Here is a 20068-nt window from a genome sequence, read left to right on the forward strand (position 1 = left end):
TGTTACCACTAAAACTCTCTGGCTAGACAAGGGTGTAAATTAAGGGAATTTTGGCTATTTTACATTGAATTTACATAAATGCGTAGAGGGGAAGTCGGTAATTGTATGGATATTGCTCCTACTGACGACTAGGAGCAATATCCGTGTTACTTGAACTTAAGTTCGGAGCAGAAGCTATTTTACTTCTTTACCGGCGGCTTGCTGATCTGCATGGTAGCTAGAGCGTACAAATGGTCCGCAAGCTGCGTGGCTAAAGCCTATCTCGTCGGCATATTCTTTTAGCCCATCAAATTCAACCGGTGGCACGTAGCGTTTTACTGGCAAGTGGTGCTTTGAAGGTTGCAGATACTGGCCTACGGTGAGCATATCTACATTATGCTCGCGCAAGTCTCTTAAGACCTCTTCAATTTCAGAGATTTCTTCGCCTAGTCCAACCATTAAGCCTGACTTTGTTCTTACCTCTGGGTGCATTTCTTTAAAGCGGCGTAGTAATTCGAGTGACCACTTATAATCGGCACCTGGACGCGCTAGCTTGTATAGTCTCGGTGCAGTTTCAAGGTTGTGGTTGAATACATCTGGTGGTGTTTCACTCAAGATTTCAAGCGCTCTATCCATACGGCCACGGAAATCAGGCACGAGAATTTCGATTGTAATACCTGGGTTGTGCTTACGGATCTCACGAATACAGTCGGCAAAGTGCTGCGCACCACCGTCGCGCAAATCATCACGGTCAACAGAGGTAATAACAACGTAGCTTAACTTCATGTCTTTGATGGTAAGTGCAAGCTTTTCCGGCTCTTGGGCGTCAGGTTTTAATGGACGACCGTGGGCCACATCGCAGAATGGACAGCGGCGAGTACAAATTGCACCTAAAATCATAAAGGTTGCTGTACCGTGATTAAAGCACTCAGAAAGGTTAGGGCAAGACGCTTCTTCACAAACAGAGTGCAAGCCGTGCTTACGCATTGCTTGTTTAATGCCATCGATACGCTCACTTGATTTTGGCAAACGGATCTTTAACCACTCAGGCTTTCTCAGCATTTCTTCGCGTTCTGTTGGCATGACTTTAACTGGGATCAATGCCATTTTTTCAGCATCGCGGAGCTTTACCCCTGGCTCCATTTTGACTGGTTTACTCATACGTTTTCAAACCCTTCAGTGTATTCGACATGCTCAGCATTAATGCGTTTTAGCATGTGTTTTACCAGACCAGCCCCCGCATCAGCGACGGTTTGAGGTCCATTAATTTCGCTACTTTGCACCATATTCATGCCCGCATAACCACAAGGGTTGATTCGTAAAAATGGACCAAGATCCATATTGACGTTGAGTGCGAGTCCATGAAACGAGCAGCCACGGCGGACTCTAAGTCCAAGAGATGCTATCTTGCTATCGTTGACGTATACACCTGGTGCATCGGCTTTAGCGTAAGCCTCTATCCCATATTCTTTTAGGGAGTCGATAATGCTTTCTTCTAGCCAAGTGACAAGTTCACGTACTCCTATTTTTAATCGTCGTAAGTTGAGCAGTACATAAAGCATTTGTTGCCCAGGACCGTGGTAGGTAACTTGACCGCCGCGATCCACTTTTACGACAGGAATATCACCCGGCGCCAAGACATGCTCTTCTTTACCGGCTTGACCCTGTGTAAAAACAGGCTCATGCTCCACCAGCCAGATTTCATCCGCTGTGTTGTCATCACGCTCATCGGTAAAAGATTGCATTTTGTGCCAAATTGGCTCGTAACTACAAAGGCCGAGTTGGCGCACAATTAACTTACGAGATTCCATAACTAGGGGTCCTTACCAACTACAGGATGTAACGGACGTCTTCGATGCCACCGATCTCGGTATAAATCTGCTCGATATGCTCTTTGCTGGTTACGGTAACGACAAGAGATACGGCTTCATAGGTGCCTTTACTGCTTGGTTTAACCTTTGGTGCATAATCACCCGGTGCAATAACCTGCAGTTTAGCTAGGATCTGATCCGTCAAATCGACATTTGCAAGGCCCATAATCTTGAATGTAAATGGGCAAGGAAATTCTAAGTATTCATCAAACTTAGTATTTTTAACTGGTTTTACCACGACGGTATCCTCACAACGAACTACTTGCTGACGCCCTTATTTGGCCACTTAGATGCTCTTTCAAGCCTAGAGCTGCCAAGGTCGTCATTTATTGGCCGCATTCTATCATTTTTGGCGCAAAAAAAAACGCCTCATGATGAGGCGTTCACTTACATAAAATAGGGTTATTGCGAGATCTGTAAACGTAGGTAGTCGTAGATCTTGCTAAAGAATCCACCTTCTTGGATCTCTTCAAGCGTAACCAGTGGGTATTGTGCTACGTCTTCACCCTCAAGTTGTAGGAACAAAGTGCCAACTTTAGTGCCTTTTGCTAGCGGCGCTTCGAGCGTCTTATCTAGCTCAAAGTTAGCCTTTAAATTCTTGCTTTGACCACGTGGGATAGTAATTGGCGTGTCTTCCATAATGCCAAGCGATACGGTTTCTTTGTTACCCATCCATACGCGCTGATCGGCAAAAGCGTCACCAGCTTGGTAAGGGGTGATGGTTTCAAAGAAACGAAAGCCGTAGTTAAGCAATTTTTTGCTTTCAACTTTACGTGCACGCTCACTTTCTGTGCCCATGACTACTGCAACAAGACGCATATCATCTTTAACCGCTGAAGTAACAAGGCTATAGCCTGCATCTGAGGTGTGGCCGGTTTTTATGCCATCCACTTCAAGGCTTGCATCCCAAAGTAATGAGTTACGGTTATATTGCTTTATGCCGTTGTATGAGAAAGACTTTTTCTTGTATAAAGCGTATTCATCAGGTACATCACGAATAAGCGCCGCCCCGAGTGTTGCCATGTCTCTTGGGGTGGTGTAATGCTCATCAGTATCTAAACCATGGCTGTTAATAAAGTGGGTATTAGTCATCCCCAGTTTTTCAGCATGCGCATTCATCAGATCGGCAAACGCACTTTCACTACCAGCAATATGCTCGGCCATTGCAACACAAGCATCATTACCTGATTGAATAATGATCCCGTGGTTTAAATCATCAACACTGACCTGCTTACCCACTTCGATAAACATCACCGATGAACCAGGAAAATTCTTAGCCCACGCTTTTTCGCTAATGGTGACCTGATCAGATGGACTAATGTTACCTGCCGCGATTTCAGTACCAATAACATAACTGGTCATCATTTTGGTTAAACTTGCTGGCGCTAGCTTAGTATCGGCTTCACCTTCTGCAATCACCTTTCCAGTTGTGAAATCTACAAGGAAATAGCCTTTTGCATTGATCTGCGGCGGCGAAGGAATAATTTGTGCGCTGGCACTCATAATAGAGAAAGTGCACACCAGTCCAAGGACTTTTTTAACGATTTTTGGTTTGATAGAAGTCATTATGCTCGCTTTTTTGTTTATCGGCATTCATTGCGGTTATTCTAAAGTTCCTGCTCACTGTAAAGCAAGAAAGCACGACTAAATTGACCTTGTTGTAAGGTTTTTAGTAAAGATTGTGCTTGATTGTCGTCGGTAATTGGGCCGACTCTAAGCTTGTACAGGTTGTTTTCAAACGTGATGGGTGTACCTAACCCGAATTCTTGTTTTAACTGACCTGCTAATAACTGTATGTTCTCAAGTTTACTGCCAGCAGCAACTTGTACATAGGTTAGCCTTGGAGACTCGCGCGATAGAGTAATGGCTTCGACCTTAACGCGCGCTGTACCCTGAAGGTGATAGCCTAGTTTATAGGCTGCTGCGTAAGATAGGTCGATTAATCTATCGTCGTGGAATGGACCTCGGTCGTTAATCCTAACGATGGCAGAGCGTCCGTTGTCTAAGTTTGTTACTTTAGCGAAGCTAGGGAGTGGCAGCGTTTTATGTGCCGCTGTCATATCGAACATATTAAAAATTTCACCATTGGAGGTGTGGTAGCCGTGGAATTTACGGCCATACCACGAGGCAATGCCTTGTTGTTGATACCCATGTTCGTCTGAGATTGGTGTGTAACGTTTCCCAAGAACTGTGTAAGGGCGATTGGCACTCACGCTCTTTTTCTCGTTGGTGACAATGGCATCTTGCATTTCCAGTTCGGTAGGTTCGCGCAGTGGCGCTTTATCATGACGAATATGATAACGGCTACCACAAGCGCTGAGCACGCTTAACAGGGCCAATACTAAAACCAGTTTTGAAATTAGGGTAATACGAACTGTCATTATTTTAACAACATCCTCTTATCTGTTGCGATTGCCATAATAATGCCAAAACCGGCCATTAAGGTCACCATCGATGTGCCACCATAGCTAATTAGGGGCAGTGGTACACCTACTACTGGCAAAAGACCAGAAACCATTCCAATATTTACAAAGACATAGACAAAGAAGGTCAACGTCAGTGCTCCCGCAAGCAGTTTACTGAAAGCGTCTTGTGCTTGCACTGCGATATACAATCCACGACCAATTATAAAAAGATACAAGCTGAGTAAAATAGTGACACCCAACAAGCCAAATTCTTCGCTCAGCACCGAGAAGATAAAGTCGGTATGGCGCTCGGGTAAAAATTCTAATTGAGATTGCGTTCCATGCAGCCAGCCTTTGCCTTCAACGCCACCGGAACCTATCGCAATTTTCGATTGGATAATATGGTAACCAGAGCCCAGCGGGTCGCTTTCTGGATCTAAAAAGGTTAGTACACGCTGCTTTTGATAGGCATGCATTCCGTAATGCCAAAACGCATAGCCACCGGGGACCGCGAGTAACAAACCAGAACCGATTAAACGCCAACTTAACCCAGCTAAAAAGAGCGCAAAAATACCAGAGCTGGCGATTAAGATAGAAGTACCCAAGTCGGGTTGCTCTTTGATCAGGATAGTTGGCACTAACACAATCACAAAGCCGATTGTTAAATTCAAAATACTAGGAGGTAAGTGAGAGCGGCCAATAAACCAAGCGACTGTCATGGGTACTGCTAGCTTCATTATTTCAGAAGGTTGAAAGCGGGTAACACCTAAGTCGAGCCAGCGCTGAGCCCCTTTACTACTGACTCCAAAAAACAGCACGGCGACGAGCATGCCAAGACCTAAGAGGTAAACCGGAATTGCCACACGCTTAAGTGTATTGGGAGAAAACTGCGCCATAAATAGCATGGCAACTAATGCACCAAACATGCGTGTGCCGTGGCGCATCATCATGCCCATATCTTGTCCACTAGCACTATACACAATCGCGAGACTACCAATCATCATAGTGATCAAGGCGGCAAATAACGGTAGGTCGATATGAACTTTTTCAAATAGCGAACGCGGCTTATTCAGCGGGCTCATTGCTGTTGCTCCTTCTCAAGCGGGTAGGCTGAAAAGTAATAATCCATCACTTGTCGTGCCATTGGCGCTGCGATAGCACTACCTCCACCTTGGTTTTCGACAACCACAGTGATAACAATTTGAGGGTCATCAAAAGGTGCAAAACCTACGTAGATACCATTGTCTCTGTGTTTTTCTTTTAGCTTTTTGGCATCGTATCTTTCGCCCTGAGCAATGCTGACAACTTGCGCGGTACCTGTTTTACCTGCGTGGTCATAGGTCACGCCCTTAAATGCGCTTTTTGCGGTACCTATTTTTACTGTGTTGTGCATGGCTTTTAATGCAATATCCCAGTGATAAGGGTTTTTCAACACAACGGGTGGTTTTTCTTCCGTAAATAATTGTTCTACTTCAGTGTCTTGCTTAGAAATTTGTACTAAGTGCGGCTGGCGGTGAATACCTTTATTGACCAAAATGCTCAGTGAGTTCGCTATTTGCATTGGCGTGGCAGTCCAGTAGCCTTGTCCTATCCCAACAGAAATCGTATCTCCCGGGTACCACGACTCTTTAAAACGTTCTCTTTTCCATTCAACGGATGGCAAAATGGCGGAGGTTTCTTCATGAATATCGATACCCGAAAGTTCACCAAAGCCAAACTGGTTCATAAAGTCGCTAATTTTGGTTATGCCGAGTTTATATGCGGTTTCGTAAAAATAGGTATCACAAGACTGCTCAATAGCCTTATACACATCAACATGCTCATGACCCCAAGGACGCCAGTCACGCCATTTATGTTTTACATTGGGAATTTGAAAAAAACCGGGATCCCAAATTTTGGTTGTTTCGGTGACAACACCTTCTTCCAGCGCAAGCACAGCGAGATGAGGTTTCACTGTGGAAGCCGGTGCATAACGGCCTTGAGTTGCACGGTTGATAAGTGGTCTGTCTGGGTTGAGTAAGGCTCGGTAATCTTTGCCGCTGATCCCGTGAACGAACAGATTCGGGTCGTAACTTGGGTTAGAATAGAGCGCTAAAATTCCGCCATCGCGTGGATCCATAACGATGATCGCGCCTCGGGTGTCTTTTAGTACATGTTGGACGATTTGCTGCAAGCCGATATCAAGCGTTAGTACCAAGTCTTTACCTGGTTGTGGCGTTTCCATGCTTAGCGTGCGAATGATACGGCCGCGATTATTCACCTCGACGCGGCGAGAGCCCACAATACCGTGTAGCTGTTCTTCATAAAACTTCTCGACGCCGAGCTTACCGATATCATGGGTGGCACGATAGTTAGTGTCTTTGCCTGCTAGTTCGAGGTCAAAGAGTTCCTCTTTATTGAGCTTTGCGACATAGCCAAGGGCGTGTGTGAGGGTATCGCCATAAGGATAATAACGGGATAAGCGCGCTTCAACACTAAAGCCTGGCAGGCGGTGTTGGTTAACCGAAAGGATCGCAACTTCTTCTTCATTCAGACGACCCTTTAATACTTGGCTTTTGAAGCGACGGTTATGCTTGATTTCCTTTTTGAAATCTTCTACTTCTTGCTCAGAAATTTCGATGAGTTGACGTACAGAAGCTAATGATGCTTCGAGATCTTCGACATCTTCTGGGATCACTTCAAGGTTGTAAACAGGGCGGTTTTCGGCGAGCAAGACACCATTGCGGTCGTAAATCAGACCACGATTAGGGGCGACCGGAATGACTTTAATACGGTTATCGTTGGAGCGGGTGCGATAGGTCTCGTGCTCGGTTACCTGAAGCTTGTAGACATTGTGAAACAAGATCCCAACAATAATAACGACAAAAACAAAGCCGACAAAGGCCCGTCTCGCAAAGAGGTTAGCCTCGGCAGAATGATCCCTAATCGTCGGCCGTTTTTTTATCATTATTATTCTCTGTGGTAAGGGTGATTGTTATTTAAACTCCAGCCGCGATACAAGCTCTCGGCAACCACTATACGCACCAAAGGGTGGGGTAGGGTTAAGTTTGATAATGACCATTTTTGTTCAGCCGCAGCAATACATTCTGGTGCAAGCCCTTCAGGGCCGCCAATCAGTAAGCTAACATCACGACCGTCCAACTGCCACTTTTCCATATTGCTCGCAAGTTGGTGTGTATCCCATGGCTTGCCAGTCACTTCTAAGGTTACGATGCGATTGCCTTTTGGAATAGCGGCTAAGGTTTTTTCACCTTCTTGTTGCAAAATGCGTTTAATATCTGCGTTTTTCCCCCGTTTGCCAGCGCTAATTTCAATTAACTCCAGGGGCATATCTTTGGGAAAGCGTCTTTGATATTCGGTGAAGCCAGTTTCAACCCACTTCGGCATTTTGGTACCTACTGCAATGAGTTGGATCTTCACATTAGCCCCACAGCTTTTCTAGGTCATAAAAATCACGGGTTTGGTCTTGCATTACGTGTACAACAACGTCACCCAAATCAACCAATACCCACTCACCAACGTCTTGACCTTCTTGGCCAATTGGTGTTTCTCCAGCATGACGTGCTTCTTTTGCGACATGATCGGCAATCGATTGTACATGGCGTTTTGAGGTGCCTGTACAGATCACTAAGTAATCGGTGATTGAAGAAGTTTCGCGAACGTCGAGCTTAACAATATCACGCGCTTTCATATCATCTACTTTGTCTAGCGCGAAATCTAATAACTGTTGTGAATCCAAGTTTTTGTCTCTGTATTTCAAATAATCGGCGATTTTAACATGCTTTATAGGGTTAATCAGCATACAAGCCATGGCTATTTATATAATCTATGACAGAAGCAGGCAGCCAATGTTCCAAATATTCTTTGTCATGCTGTGCAATTGCAGCTCTTATTGTACTCGATGCAATGTCTTTTTGCTCACCGTGAAGGAAATAGCAATGTCCAGCCTTGGTGGTTTGGAGCTTATTTAAGTTATCTGTGCGTGCTTTGGCTAAATAAGCCGAGACTTTAGCATCTGGTGAGCAATGTTCTTTTGGGCGTTGATACACCACAAGATGGCACAGCTTTGTGATTTCTTGCCATTGATACCAAGTGTGCAGACTATTAAATGAGTCCATACCCATTAAAAATAAAATCGGCTGGTCCTGATATTCGTTACGTAGTTCTTGCAGGGTTAGCAGGCTGTAAGAGGGTCCTTGTCGGTCAAGCTCACGTCTATCAATAACCAGTTTTTGTTGCCCTGATAGCAAATTTGCAACCATCGCTAGGCGATGCTCGTCACTGATGCTGGGCTTTTGCTTATGAACCGGTATGGCACAAGGTAAAAACTTTAACTCAGCCAGACTTAACTCGTCGACGCAGCGCATCGCCATATTTAAATGACCTAAATGTGGAGGATCAAAAGTACCACCAAACAAAGCTATCATACATGCTCACTCTGGCTAATTGGTAGCGGCATCGTGATAGGTGTAGCAAAGGCCAGCGCGATGTGTGCTAGAGCTTGATATGGCGCAGTGAGCCTGGCTTCTTTATATGCGGTATCAAAGTCTGCCATCATACAAAGCAACTGTTTCATCTGCTCTAGCGTTAATCTATCTAACGCTTGCTGCGTGATGGTTTGCTGATTTTTCCAGACATTATGCTTTTTATAGGCATCCGCAAGGGTAGTGCCGGTTTGCCACAAGGTTTTAACACCTAGTAGGGTGCGAGCTTGGTTTTGCAAGGTCCAGAGAATACTCGCGGGCTCTACATTATCGCTTGCGAGCTTATTCAATACTTTGATGATTTGTTTAGGGTTGCCACTTAGCAATCCGGTATTTAAATCAAAGATATCGAACTTAGATTGATTTAATAAGCCGCTCAGCAATTGCTGTTCATCAACCGGGTTTTTACCAAATAGTAAGGAGAGCTTTTCGAGCTCCTGATGCGTTGCAAGCAAGTTGCCTTCTGTGGCGACGAGGAGGGCGCGCTTGCCTTGTGGAGACACCGACAGCTTCAGCCGCTTACATTCATCATCAAACCAACGTTCAAGATGACGGCCCGCTAACGCATAGCTAGGGACAAACAGGCCTTTAGGCTCTAATGCTTTGAACCAAGCAGTGCGTTGAATGTCTTGACCTGCGCCCAGCCCTTTAAAAATAACAACGACATCTGGATTGACCTGTTCGGCCAAAGACTTCAAAACTGCAACACCTTGGGTAGGAACTTTTTGCTCGTTAAAGTCGAACTCGATGAGCGTACGCGCACTGAACAAAGACATACTGTTGTACTGCGCACTGAGCTCTTGCCAGTCAAATCCCGGAAGTAGAGCAAATTTAATGACTTCGTCAAAGCCTTGTTGCTTAGCTGCGGTTCGTATGGCAAGTGCACATTCGCCTTGCTGAAAGGGTTCTTCACCAAAGACCAGATAAAAAGGCGCAAGCCCTTTATTTAGGTAATTGGAGAGTTGATTGGCATAACAACGCATTACAGTTGCGACAACTCTCGAATAATACGTTGGCTTGCAAGACGACGCATCTCGGTTAGGATCAGCTCAAGCTCTTTTGCTTTTGCTAATGCATTGTCTGGGTCGTCCTGATAGTTGCGATACAGCTCGAACATTTGTTTAACGGGTTCTTGGCCCGGACGACTCAAACGGTATGACACGCGATATGCCAGTTCATACTGAGCAACTTGACCATTTTTGAACAAACTGAGTGTTTGACGTTCTAGTGAGTCATTGTACAAGTACAACTCAGCGGCTTGTTTGGTATTTTTTGGCGTAAGGGATACCTGAGCGCGCTGAAGATCGGACTGTAGCTGTTCAAACAAGGCTGAACGCTTGTCGTCACCGCTTAAGGTGATTTCTTTTAGATCGTCAGGCAGATAAGAGGCTTGCTTGAGGTGAAAACCACAGCTCGCCACGAACAAGCAAGCTAGCAAAACTGCTAGCTTGCTGGTGTGCCAAAATAGGCTACGCATCTTAGTTTGCAACCACATTAAGTAGCTTACCAGGAACATAGATCACCTTACGGATGGTCTTGCCGTCAGTAAACTTAGTGACGTTTTCTTCGCTAAATGCAATCGCTTCAACTTGTTCTTGCGTTGCATCTGCCGCCACGGTGATTTTAGAGCGCAGTTTACCGTTGACTTGTACAACGATAAGCTTTTCATCTTCAACGAGCGCACTTTGGTCAACAACAGGCCATGCCGCATCAAGGATATCGCCAGCTTTGCCTAGCTCAGCCCATAATTCGTGACACATGTGCGGTGTGATAGGCGCCAGCATGATCACCATGGCTTCTAGCGCTTCGTTTGCTAGTGCAATGTCCTGCTCATCGCTCAGTGGCGCTTTGATAAGCTTGTTTGAAAGCTCCATCACCGCCGCAATTGCCGTGTTGAACGTTTGACGGCGTTCGATATCGTCTGTCACTTTTGCAATGGCTTTGTGGATATCGCGACGTAGTGTCTTTTGCGCTGCATTTAGTTTGCTTAAATCAAGCTCGGCAGTGCCTGCTTGCTTTACGTCAACCGCGTATTTCCAAATACGACGAAGGAAACGGTGCGCACCTTCAACGCCTGAGTCAGACCATTCAAGCGTTTGCTCTGGTGGAGCCGTAAACATCATGAATAAGCGAACCGTGTCAGCGCCGTATTGCTTGATAACCGTTTGCGGGTCAATACCATTGTTCTTCGACTTAGACATTTTGCTCATGCCTGCAGAGAATACCGGCTCGCCGTCTTCTTTATGCCACGCTTTAGTGATGCGGCCTTTGTCGTCAGTCTCTGTTAATACGTCAGTTGGTGCGATCCAAATATCGCCGCCTTTCTCGTCTTTGCGGTAGTAAGTGTCCGCAAGTACCATGCCTTGACACAGTAGACGCTCAAATGGCTCATCAGAGTTTACTAAACCGAAATCACGTAGCAACTTGTGGAAGAAGCGCGAGTACAACAAGTGCAAGATAGCGTGCTCAATACCACCAATATATTGGTTTACTGGTAGCCAGTAGTTTGCAGCACCTGGTTCAAGCATACCTTCATCGTAGCGTGGGCTACAGTAACGTGCATAGTACCAAGATGATTCCATAAAGGTGTCGAATGTATCGGTTTCGTGGAATACCGCTTCACCATTCATTGTTGCTTTTGCCCATTCTGGATCTGCTTTAATCGGTGAAGTTACTCCATTCATGACTACGTCTTCAGGTAGACGAACAGGGAGCATGTCTTCAGGTGCAGCAAGCTCAGAACCATCTTCTTTGTTTAACATTGGGATTGGCGAACCCCAGTAACGCTGGCGGCTTACACCCCAATCGCGAAGACGGAAGTTTACTTTACGTTTACCTACGCCAAGTGATTCTAGTTTAGTCGCGATGGCGTTAAATGCGCCTTCAAAGTCTAGGCCATCGAACTCGCCAGAGTTTATAAGCGTACCTTTTTCGGTAAATGCCGCTTCAGCCAGATTAGCTTCTACTTCTGCGCCGGCTAGAGGTTGAATAACTTGTTTGATCTCAAGACCATAAGCGGTTGCAAACTCATAGTCACGTTGGTCGTGACCCGGTACTGCCATCACGGCACCTGAGCCGTAATCCATTAGTACAAAGTTAGCCACCCAAATTGGCACTTCTTGTCCTGTGAGTGGGTGGATAGCTGTAAAGCCAGTTGCGATGCCTTTTTTCTCCATTGTTGCCATATCCGCTTCGGCAACTTTGGTGTTTTTGCACTCTTCAACAAAGCGAGAGATTGCATCGCTGTTTTTCGCCGCTTCCTGAGCGATCGGGTGGCCTGCCGCAACCGCTACATAAGTCACACCCATAAAGGTATCTGGGCGGGTGGTGTATACGGTGAAACTTTCGTCGTTGTCGGCACGTTTAAAATCGATTTCAACGCCTTCTGAGCGACCAATCCAGTTACGCTGCATGGTTTTAACTTGCTCAGGCCAGTGGTCAAGCTTGTCTAAGTCATCCAGTAACTCTTGGGCATAATCAGTGATCTTAATGAACCATTGTGGAATTTCTTTTTGTTCGACAATGGCACCAGAGCGCCAACCACGGCCGTCAATTACCTGTTCATTTGCCAGTACCGTTTGGTCAACTGGATCCCAGTTTACCGTTGACATCTTTTTGTATACTAAGCCTTTTTCGTAAAGCTTAGTGAAGAACCACTGTTCCCACTTGTAATATTCAGGGTGACAAGTCGCGATTTCACGATCCCAGTCGTAACCAAAACCAAGTAACTTAAGCTGGTTGCGCATGTAGTCGATATTTTCGTAGGTCCATTTCGCCGGTGCAGTATTATTTTTAATTGCTGCGTTTTCAGCTGGAAGACCAAACGCATCCCAACCCATAGGTTGCATAACGTTTTTGCCTTGTAGGCGTTGGAAACGAGAAACCACATCACCAATGGTGTAGTTACGTACGTGACCCATGTGGAGGCGACCACTTGGATATGGGAACATTGAGAGACAGTAGTACTTCTCTTTACTTTCGTCTTCGACAACTTTGAAGGTATTGTTTTCTTCCCAGTACGACTGTACTTTGGCTTCGATATCTTGCGGGTTATATTGCTCTTGCATCTAGGTTTCCAAACATCTGGCAAAATTAATAGAAAATTGCTCGATAGCATACCCGAAATTGGCCAGCAATCACAGCACCTAGAGTGGAATTATTTTAGTCGATTGTCGCGGACGAAAGAGCGTGTTGAAGTGGAGATAAACTACGCGAAGACCAGCAGCGGTAAAAGCGTAAATTTTGTGCTGTTGCAAGTAAGAGTTATTATCACTTACTATTGCTAAATATCGAAAGAAGTTTGAGAATTCCCTTGATAAAATTGTGGTTACGCCGTGCTCACCTAGTAATGGCGCTAGTGGTTGGTGCATTTATTATTTGCTTAAGCTTAACTGGGGCACTGCTTATATACGCCAAAGATATTCAATACCTTACCCAGCCTCAGTTGTGGCGAGTTGAGCCGCAGTCTAAGCCTCTTGGGGTAGAGCAAATAGTCACCTCAGTTGAATCTACAACCGCTGAAAAAGTTTCACTGTTTATGCCTGAGCAGCAACCGGATTTGGCGTGGCAACTGAAGTTGTCTAGCGGTGATTATGTCAGCGTTAACCCCTACAGTGGCAAGATCCTTCATCGCTACGAGTATTACTCTACGCTATACGGTTATACGATGGCGCTACATCGTTGGTTGTTGTTTGAAGATGCTGACAACAAAAAGCCGCTTAGAGATTGGGTATCTATTTGTGCACTTGTACTTATTATTGAGCTAGTGCTGGGTTTTTATCTTTGGGTAAAGCCTAAAAATCGTTTGAAACGGCTAGTGATAAAACCAAAGGCTAAACTAAGGATCCTGCTTTATCAGTTACACACCGTATTGGGTGTATATTTGCTTTTACCTATCCTGCTCATTGCCTTCAGTGGTATGGCGTTTAACTGGCAGCCGCAAACTAAGGCTGTGGTTGAGTGGTTAAGCTTTGATGAGGTCGAAGCAAGACCAAAACCGCCCACTATTGCGGTTAATTTTCACGGCTTACCCTATGATTTAAATAGCGCTACAACACGCGCAAAAACCACCTTCCCAGACAGTCAGCTGTTCCGTATTTATATGCCTGACAAAGCGTCCGACAGCATCGCTTTCAGAGTTCAAAATCCAGGCGAAAGTCATGCCTATAGCTGGGTTTGGGTAAACCCTTATAATAGTGAGGTTGTAGCGCAATATGATGCGTCAAAAGCGGGAGTCGCTACGCAAGTTTGGAACTTTAAGTACAAGTTTCATATTGGTGATTTTGCAGGACCCATCGTGCAATTTGTCTGGTTAATACTTGCCTTAGCTCCGACCTTTTTCACGGTATCCGGCCTGTATTTTTGGTTACAACGCCATCGCAGGAAGAGGTAATTAACTTCACTCTAAGTTACTGTTATGTAGATATAATTGCAAAAAGTGGTGCAGAGTAGGATAATTTTTCAGTAAAGGGTAATGCAAATTATTCACATTTGCCTTGTTTTTACTGAGGTTTGCCAATATTATATTGCCGCTTTTTACATCATTATTATTCTAAATCCAGCAAGGATAACCATGTTAAAAACTACTCTCAGTATGGTAGCGTTGGCTGTTAGCGCAGCAGCCATTGCAGACGATACCAATGTTAAAGATCTTCAAGCTGCAGATATGGAGCATATCGTGGTCTCGGGCAGTCGTGTGTTTGAAAGCATCGATGAAGTGCCTGCCTCTATTACGATTATTAATCAAAAACAAATCGAAGATCATTTAAAAGTAAATCCAGAACTACAAAGTTTGTTATCTCAAATTGTTCCTGGTCTTGCTCCGGATACGGGTAGTTCAAGTAATACTGGGCAATCGTTGCGTGGACGTGCACCACTGGTGATGATTGATGGTGTACCTCAGTCTACACCACTACGAAATGGTTCTTTAGGTGTAAAAACACTCGATCCAAGTGCCATCGCCCGTATAGAAGTGATCAAAGGGGCAACCTCAATTTATGGCAATGGTGCTTCAGGCGGGATCATTAACTACATCACCAAGCAGGCCAAAAGCGATGGCAAACCAGAAGGTGAAATTAGCCTATCTAGCCGCTTTAGCGCAGTAAAGCTTGCAGAGAGCGCCGGTGCTCGAATTGCGGGCGCGGTTAATGGCCGCGTTGACCAATTTAGTTATTTAGTCACGGCAAGCTATGAAGAAAATGGTGTTCAGCGTGATGCTGAAGGTGATATTCTGGGTTTACAGTATGGTCTGTCGGATACTGTGACAGAAAACTATTTTACTAAGCTTGGCTATGACTTTGATGAAGACAAGCAACTGCAATTTAGCTACAACTTCTACAGTTCTCAGCAAAAAACTGACCTAGGTGATGTGTTTGGTAACATCAATTTAGGTGAAAAATCTTACGCTATTCACGTGCCACCAGCTCAGCAAAAACAAGGTAAGCCTCAAGGGCCAGAAGGTAATGAAAACATTACTTTGAAATACACCGATATAGAAGTTTTTGCTAATACACAAATGACGCTTGATGCGTATATGCAAGACATTGAGAACGTGTTCTTCTTCTCTCCAAGCTTAGCAAACCCTGATGAAGGATACACTGGCGGTCAATCTATCATCCGCTCTGAAAAAAAGGGCGCGCGTGCGACATTTAATACCTTGGTTGATTTTGACAATGTCCAAGCTACCTTCATTTATGGTATCGATGCGTTGAATGATGTGACCTCACAGCCACTTGTCGATGGTCGTATTTGGGTGCCAGAAATGGACATGGAAAGCATCGCAGGTTACCTACAGACCAAGTGGATTGTTGCGGATGACCTAGTGTTAAAAGCGGGAGTGAGACAAGAAAGCATTGATCTTGCGGTAGCTGATTACCAAACACTAAAACTTTGCCGTTCAGCGGATCAGTGCTCTGTGCCACTTAACGTGAAAGGCGACACCATTGACTATGATGCCACAACTTACAATGTGGGTATTAAATATAACGCGAATGAAAAGTTCAGCCCATTCGCCAGTTACTCGCAGGGCTCTGATATCTCCGATATTGGCCGTCTGCTGCGCAGTGCAACGGTAGAAGACATAGGTCAAATTCAAACAGAAGCATCGATTGTTGATAACTACGAAATCGGTTTTAACTCTCAATTTGAGACGTTACGATTTGAATTTGCGGCATATAGAAGTACGTCTGAGTTTGGCACAACGAATAAATTCAATGAAGTAACCGGAGTTTATGAGCCTGTTCGAGCACCACAAAAAATATGGGGCTATGAGGCACTTGTCGATTACAAGATCAACGACTCGCTAAAACTCATTGCGACATATAGCTATGTAGAGGGTAAAGATACCGAAGCCGATACTTATCTTGGCTCTAGACAAATTAGCCCACCAAAGCTTACGGCAAACCTAAACTGGCAGCCAGTTGATGCGCTATCGATGACGTTAAGCTGGTTACATGTGGGCGACCGTAAACGTTTTGAGCGGAACGATAAAGGCAACTATGTTGGCGATCAAGGTCCAATTGACAGCTACAACGTGGTTAACTTTAGTGGTCAATATCAATTCGACCAAAGTTGGCAAGCATTTGTTGGTATTGAGAACCTATTTAACTCAGACTACTTCCCAGCTCGCGCACAAGCCTATACGTACGGTGGCTACAATATTAAAGGCCTTGGTACAACAGCAACGGTTGGCGTGAAGTATCGTTTCTAAGCTAATAGCAATGACTTTTGGCTTCATAATCTGAAGTCAAATGGGTTTGCTGAGCACCAAGTTCAGCAAACCCTAATACAATGAATGGTATATCTGGTCTACACTTAATCTATTGGCGAAACAGGAGTGTAGCAATGGCGGATTATCAAAAATGGCTGGATCAATTTTCCGATTGGCTCAAAGACGTCAAAGAACATGAAATTGACGATTTATCTAAGCGATTCTGGGAAGCGCAGAGCGCACTGAAAGACTACACCAAACAAACCTATGATGATTATAGTTACTATCTAAAACGTGACTTGGAACATCTTCTCGAAAACAAAACCTTCTACGATGAAGCGGCTTGGAGTGAACTCAAAGCCAACATCTTATTCGAAATATCCCAATTAGAAGATAGAACTCAACTTGAGTGGTCCGCACTTTTAAAAGATTTTGAACACCAAGGCATTTATAAAGAAGGTGAATGGATAGCTTTGGGACAATTAGTGTGTAAGAATTGTGGCTATAAATTAGATGTTTATTATGCCATCAAGATCCCAGCTTGCAGCGAGTGCGGGCATGGGGAATATACTAGAAAAGCATTAGCGCCCTAAAGTGTGGGCGCTCAGCTTGGAAGCACCAAGCTGAGTAGACTAACGTATGCGAATAATACAAAGAAGTTAGAATGACCAAATCTAAATTGTCGTGTGAAAAAGCACTGCCTGCGAGTCAGCTCGCGCCATCAGTTTCGTTGACTCACATAGAAAATTGTATCCAAAACCCTTATCCAGAAGCACTACCGTTTATTGGCCAGCAGCGCGCTCAAACCGCGCTAGACTTTGCTTTGGGAATGGAGCTTCCTGGTTATAATGTGTATGTCATGGGAGAAGCGGCGCTGGGTCGTTTTACCATGGTAAAAGACAAGCTTGAGGCACACAGTAAAACTAAGCCAACGCCTAAAGAATGGTTGTACGTCAACAACTACGACGACCACCGCGAGCCTATCGCGCTATTTATGCAGGCGGGTGAAAGTAAGCAGCTTGAGGCCGATATTGACGCCTTTATTGATGAGATCTTAGATACTTTTCCTGCAGCTTTTGACAATCCGGGTTATCAACGCAAGAAAAAGTCGCTAGATAAAGAATTCGAACAAAAATACGATGCTGCGATCACCGCTGTTGAGCAGCAAGCTATGAATATGAGCGTTGCACTGATAGAAGATACGGGGACTGTTGGCTTTGCTCCTGTGGTCGATGGTAAGCAGCTCAGTGATACGGAGTTTTCGGCTCTGGACGAGCATGTTCAGGCACACTTTTTAACCGCAATAGAAACATTAGAAGATGCCCTAATCGAATCGCTTATTGAGCTGCCAAGATGGAAGCGTGAATCTTCTGAGCGCTTACGTAATCTTAAAAAAACTACCATCGAAGTGGCGACCAAACCGCTATTAAAAGCACTTGAGCATAAGTATGCCGCACACATTGGCGTGCTGCGTTATCTTAAAGATCTGAAGGTTGAAATTGTCGATGCGGTATTAGATTGGCTAGACGACGATAGTAGCAACAGCGACGAAAACAAAGATGACTTTGACTCAAAGGGAATGCTCACGGACTTTTTTGCGCCCAATATTCTGGTTGAGTTTAAAGAGGACGACCCTGCGCCTGTGGTGTATGAGCCAAATCCGACCTTTGGTAATATTTTTGGTAAGGTGGAATATGCAACCTCTCAAGGTAATTTGATCACCAGCTATCGCTCTATTCAAGCCGGTGCATTGCACCGCGCCAATGGCGGTTATCTGATCATGGATGCTGAAAAGGTCATGGCTAACGCGCAAGTGTGGGATGGCCTTAAACTGTCGTTAAAAACCCACCAAATTAAAAATGACCTACCGTATCAAGACAATTCGGTGGGCAGCAGCTTTACCTTAAAGCCGCAGTTAATTCCATTGGATGTCAAAATTATTCTTTTGGGTTCGAGAGATCTATATTACACCATAGGTGAGTACGATGAAGAGTTTGCAGAACTATTTAGAGTGCTGGCCGATTTTGATTACTATTTACCAAGCTCGGACAAAATGCAGTATCAATTTATCACTAAGGTGATGGAATACTGTAATGATACCTTGAAGATTGAGCTTAGCTCAGCGGCGCTGGCGCGTATGCTTAAATTTAGCTATCGCCAAGCGGAGCACCACAGTAAGCTTTCGGCGCGCTTTGCTGATGTTTTGGAGCTGGTGGCAGAAGCCAGTTTTTATGCCAAGCAAGATGGCGTAAACCAAATAGCCGCTAATCACATCGATGAAGCGATAGCTGGAAAAGAATATCGGACTGGGCAGTTGAGTGAAAACATGCTCAGCGATATTCAAGAAGGGCATACTTTGATTGCAACTGAAGGCACCGCAATTGGTAAGGTAAATGGCCTGACGGTACTGCATATTGGTGACACCGCATTTGGTACGCCTGCGCGTATTACCTCTACGGTATACGCGGGTGCTGACGGGGTGATTGACGTTGAACGTGAGGTAGATTTAGGTAAGTCAATTCACTCAAAAGGCGTGATGCTGCTTACGGGTTACCTAGGTAATAAGTATGCGCAAGACTTTAGCCTGACACTTAGCGCAAATATCGCCATTGAACAAAATTATGGTTTTATTGACGGTGATAGCGCATCACTTGCAGAACTTTGTGCGCTGCTATCGGCGGTGACGCAACTACCCGTAGATCAATCTTTAGCGCTCACAGGCTCAATAAACCAACACGGTGAAGTACAAGCCATTGGTGGTGTAAACGAAAAAATCGAAGGCTTCTTTAAACTCTGCAAAATGCGAGGCCTCACAGGTAAGCAAGGGGTGATTGTCCCTGAATCTAACAAGGTCAACTTAGTTTTAGATGATGAAGTGATTGCGGCTGTTGAAAAAGGCTTATTCCATGTCTACGCCGTTGCCACAGTAGATGAAGCGCTTAGCTTGTTAATGGATAGACCAGCAGGGGCGCTAAGTGATGAAGGCTATCCCGAAAACAGTATCAATGCAGTTGCAATGGCGAAACTTGAACGTATTGCAAAAGTAGTAAACGGCGATGACGACAAAGGAGAAGAAAGCCATGACGACAACTAACATTATCCTCGTTATCGTTGCACTGGTGATTGCAGTGGTGTTTTTTCGAGGTGGTCAGAAACAAAAGCAGCTTGCGCAGTTTAATCGAATTCAAGCGGCAGACTTTTTGAAAGAAAACGAAAAGCGCGCAGAGGTACATAAAACTGACTCAGGTCTTCAGTACGAAATAATCACTCAAACTGACGGTGGCAAGCAGCCAAATGCAACGAGCAAAGTTAGAGTGCATTATCATGGCACTTTACTTGATGGCTCCGTATTCGACAGCTCGGTACTGCGTGACCAACCCATTAGCTTTGGACTTAATCAAGTGATCCCGGGTTGGACCGAAGGTGTGCAGTTGATGAGCGAAGGGGATAAATACCGCTTTTGGATTGGTCCAGACTTAGGCTATGGTGACCGCGCAGCAGGTAAAATCGAACCGGGTTCGTTGTTAGTGTTTGAAGTTGAGCTGCTCGCGGTAGAGTGATGATCTCAAAGCGATGAGGCTCTAGCAGCTATTTTTATTTGCCCAAGCGTGATTAACCGTC

The 20068-nt window shown here is 44.9% G+C and carries 18 protein-coding genes; 5 read left to right on the forward strand and 13 right to left on the reverse strand.

Features of this window, described 5'->3' with window-relative positions:
• Positions 1–174: 174 nt before the first annotated feature.
• The 13 genes from lipA to leuS form a co-directional block, all read right to left on the reverse strand.
• Entirely contained in the window at positions 175–1140 is a 966-nt protein-coding gene (lipA, locus tag NH462_RS09455; protein WP_010372064.1) for a lipoyl synthase, read from the reverse strand.
• Positions 1137–1790: a lipoyl(octanoyl) transferase LipB gene (gene lipB / locus NH462_RS09460; RefSeq protein ID WP_239357100.1), complete on the reverse strand. Its 654-nt coding sequence runs from the start codon at positions 1788–1790 to the stop codon at positions 1137–1139. The genes lipA and lipB overlap by 4 nt, the downstream gene beginning before the upstream one ends.
• Before the next feature lie 19 nt (positions 1791–1809).
• Positions 1810–2088: a DUF493 family protein YbeD gene (gene ybeD, locus NH462_RS09465; RefSeq protein ID WP_010372058.1), complete on the reverse strand. Its 279-nt coding sequence runs from the start codon at positions 2086–2088 to the stop codon at positions 1810–1812.
• 164 nt (positions 2089–2252) lie between these two features.
• On the reverse strand, positions 2253–3416 hold the full coding sequence (locus tag NH462_RS09470) for a serine hydrolase (RefSeq protein ID WP_010372052.1): 1164 nt from the start codon (positions 3414–3416) through the stop codon (positions 2253–2255).
• 41 nt (positions 3417–3457) lie between these two features.
• Positions 3458–4231 carry a septal ring lytic transglycosylase RlpA family protein gene (locus tag NH462_RS09475; protein WP_253105514.1) on the reverse strand — a complete coding sequence of 258 codons (774 nt, stop codon included), beginning with the start codon at positions 4229–4231 and terminating at the stop codon, positions 3458–3460.
• Entirely contained in the window at positions 4231–5337 is a 1107-nt protein-coding gene (gene rodA, locus NH462_RS09480; protein ID WP_017216356.1) for a rod shape-determining protein RodA, read from the reverse strand. Before rodA ends, NH462_RS09475 begins: the two co-directional genes overlap by 1 nt.
• Positions 5334–7202 carry a penicillin-binding protein 2 gene (mrdA, locus tag NH462_RS09485; RefSeq protein WP_017216355.1) on the reverse strand — a complete coding sequence of 623 codons (1869 nt, stop codon included), beginning with the start codon at positions 7200–7202 and terminating at the stop codon, positions 5334–5336. Before mrdA ends, rodA begins: the two co-directional genes overlap by 4 nt.
• 2 nt (positions 7203–7204) lie before the next feature.
• Positions 7205–7675, reverse strand: a complete 471-nt coding sequence (gene rlmH / locus NH462_RS09490; protein ID WP_010372039.1) for a 23S rRNA (pseudouridine(1915)-N(3))-methyltransferase RlmH — start codon at positions 7673–7675, stop codon at positions 7205–7207.
• Position 7676: 1 nt separating this feature from the next.
• Complete coding sequence (gene rsfS / locus NH462_RS09495) at positions 7677–7994, reverse strand: ribosome silencing factor (protein ID WP_010372036.1); 318 nt, start codon at positions 7992–7994, stop codon at positions 7677–7679.
• A 52-nt stretch (positions 7995–8046) separates the two neighbouring features.
• Positions 8047–8682: a nicotinate-nucleotide adenylyltransferase gene (nadD, locus tag NH462_RS09500; RefSeq protein ID WP_253105515.1), complete on the reverse strand. Its 636-nt coding sequence runs from the start codon at positions 8680–8682 to the stop codon at positions 8047–8049.
• Positions 8679–9722 carry a DNA polymerase III subunit delta gene (holA, locus tag NH462_RS09505; RefSeq protein ID WP_253105516.1) on the reverse strand — a complete coding sequence of 348 codons (1044 nt, stop codon included), beginning with the start codon at positions 9720–9722 and terminating at the stop codon, positions 8679–8681. The genes nadD and holA overlap by 4 nt, the downstream gene beginning before the upstream one ends.
• Entirely contained in the window at positions 9722–10234 is a 513-nt protein-coding gene (gene lptE, locus NH462_RS09510) for an LPS assembly lipoprotein LptE (protein WP_017216350.1), read from the reverse strand. Before lptE ends, holA begins: the two co-directional genes overlap by 1 nt.
• The gene (gene leuS / locus NH462_RS09515; RefSeq protein ID WP_253105517.1) at positions 10218–12806 is read right to left on the reverse strand and encodes a leucine--tRNA ligase; all 2589 of its coding nucleotides are present in this window, start codon (positions 12804–12806) and stop codon (positions 10218–10220) included. The genes lptE and leuS overlap by 17 nt, the downstream gene beginning before the upstream one ends.
• Positions 12807–13054: 248 nt before the next feature.
• On the opposite strand from leuS, the gene NH462_RS09520 reads away from it, so the two are divergent.
• From NH462_RS09520 to NH462_RS09540, 5 genes are all read left to right on the forward strand, one after another.
• A complete protein-coding gene (locus tag NH462_RS09520) occupies positions 13055–14131 on the forward strand; it encodes a PepSY-associated TM helix domain-containing protein (RefSeq protein WP_366033619.1) in 1077 nt (358 codons plus the stop codon).
• A gap of 180 nt (positions 14132–14311) precedes the next feature.
• The gene (locus tag NH462_RS09525) at positions 14312–16447 is read left to right on the forward strand and encodes a TonB-dependent receptor (RefSeq protein ID WP_253105519.1); all 2136 of its coding nucleotides are present in this window, start codon (positions 14312–14314) and stop codon (positions 16445–16447) included.
• A gap of 134 nt (positions 16448–16581) precedes the next feature.
• A complete protein-coding gene (locus tag NH462_RS09530; protein ID WP_010372012.1) occupies positions 16582–17040 on the forward strand; it encodes a hypothetical protein in 459 nt (152 codons plus the stop codon).
• 71 nt (positions 17041–17111) lie between these two features.
• Positions 17112–19541, forward strand: coding sequence for an AAA family ATPase (locus tag NH462_RS09535; RefSeq protein WP_010372009.1), 2430 nt, complete (start codon positions 17112–17114; stop codon positions 19539–19541).
• Complete coding sequence (locus NH462_RS09540) at positions 19528–20007, forward strand: FKBP-type peptidyl-prolyl cis-trans isomerase (RefSeq protein ID WP_010372006.1); 480 nt, start codon at positions 19528–19530, stop codon at positions 20005–20007. The genes NH462_RS09535 and NH462_RS09540 overlap by 14 nt, the downstream gene beginning before the upstream one ends.
• The last annotated feature ends 61 nt before the right edge of the window (positions 20008–20068 follow it).

The organism is Pseudoalteromonas sp. OANN1 (assembly GCF_024124685.1).
Taxonomy (GTDB): domain Bacteria; phylum Pseudomonadota; class Gammaproteobacteria; order Enterobacterales; family Alteromonadaceae; genus Pseudoalteromonas; species Pseudoalteromonas piscicida.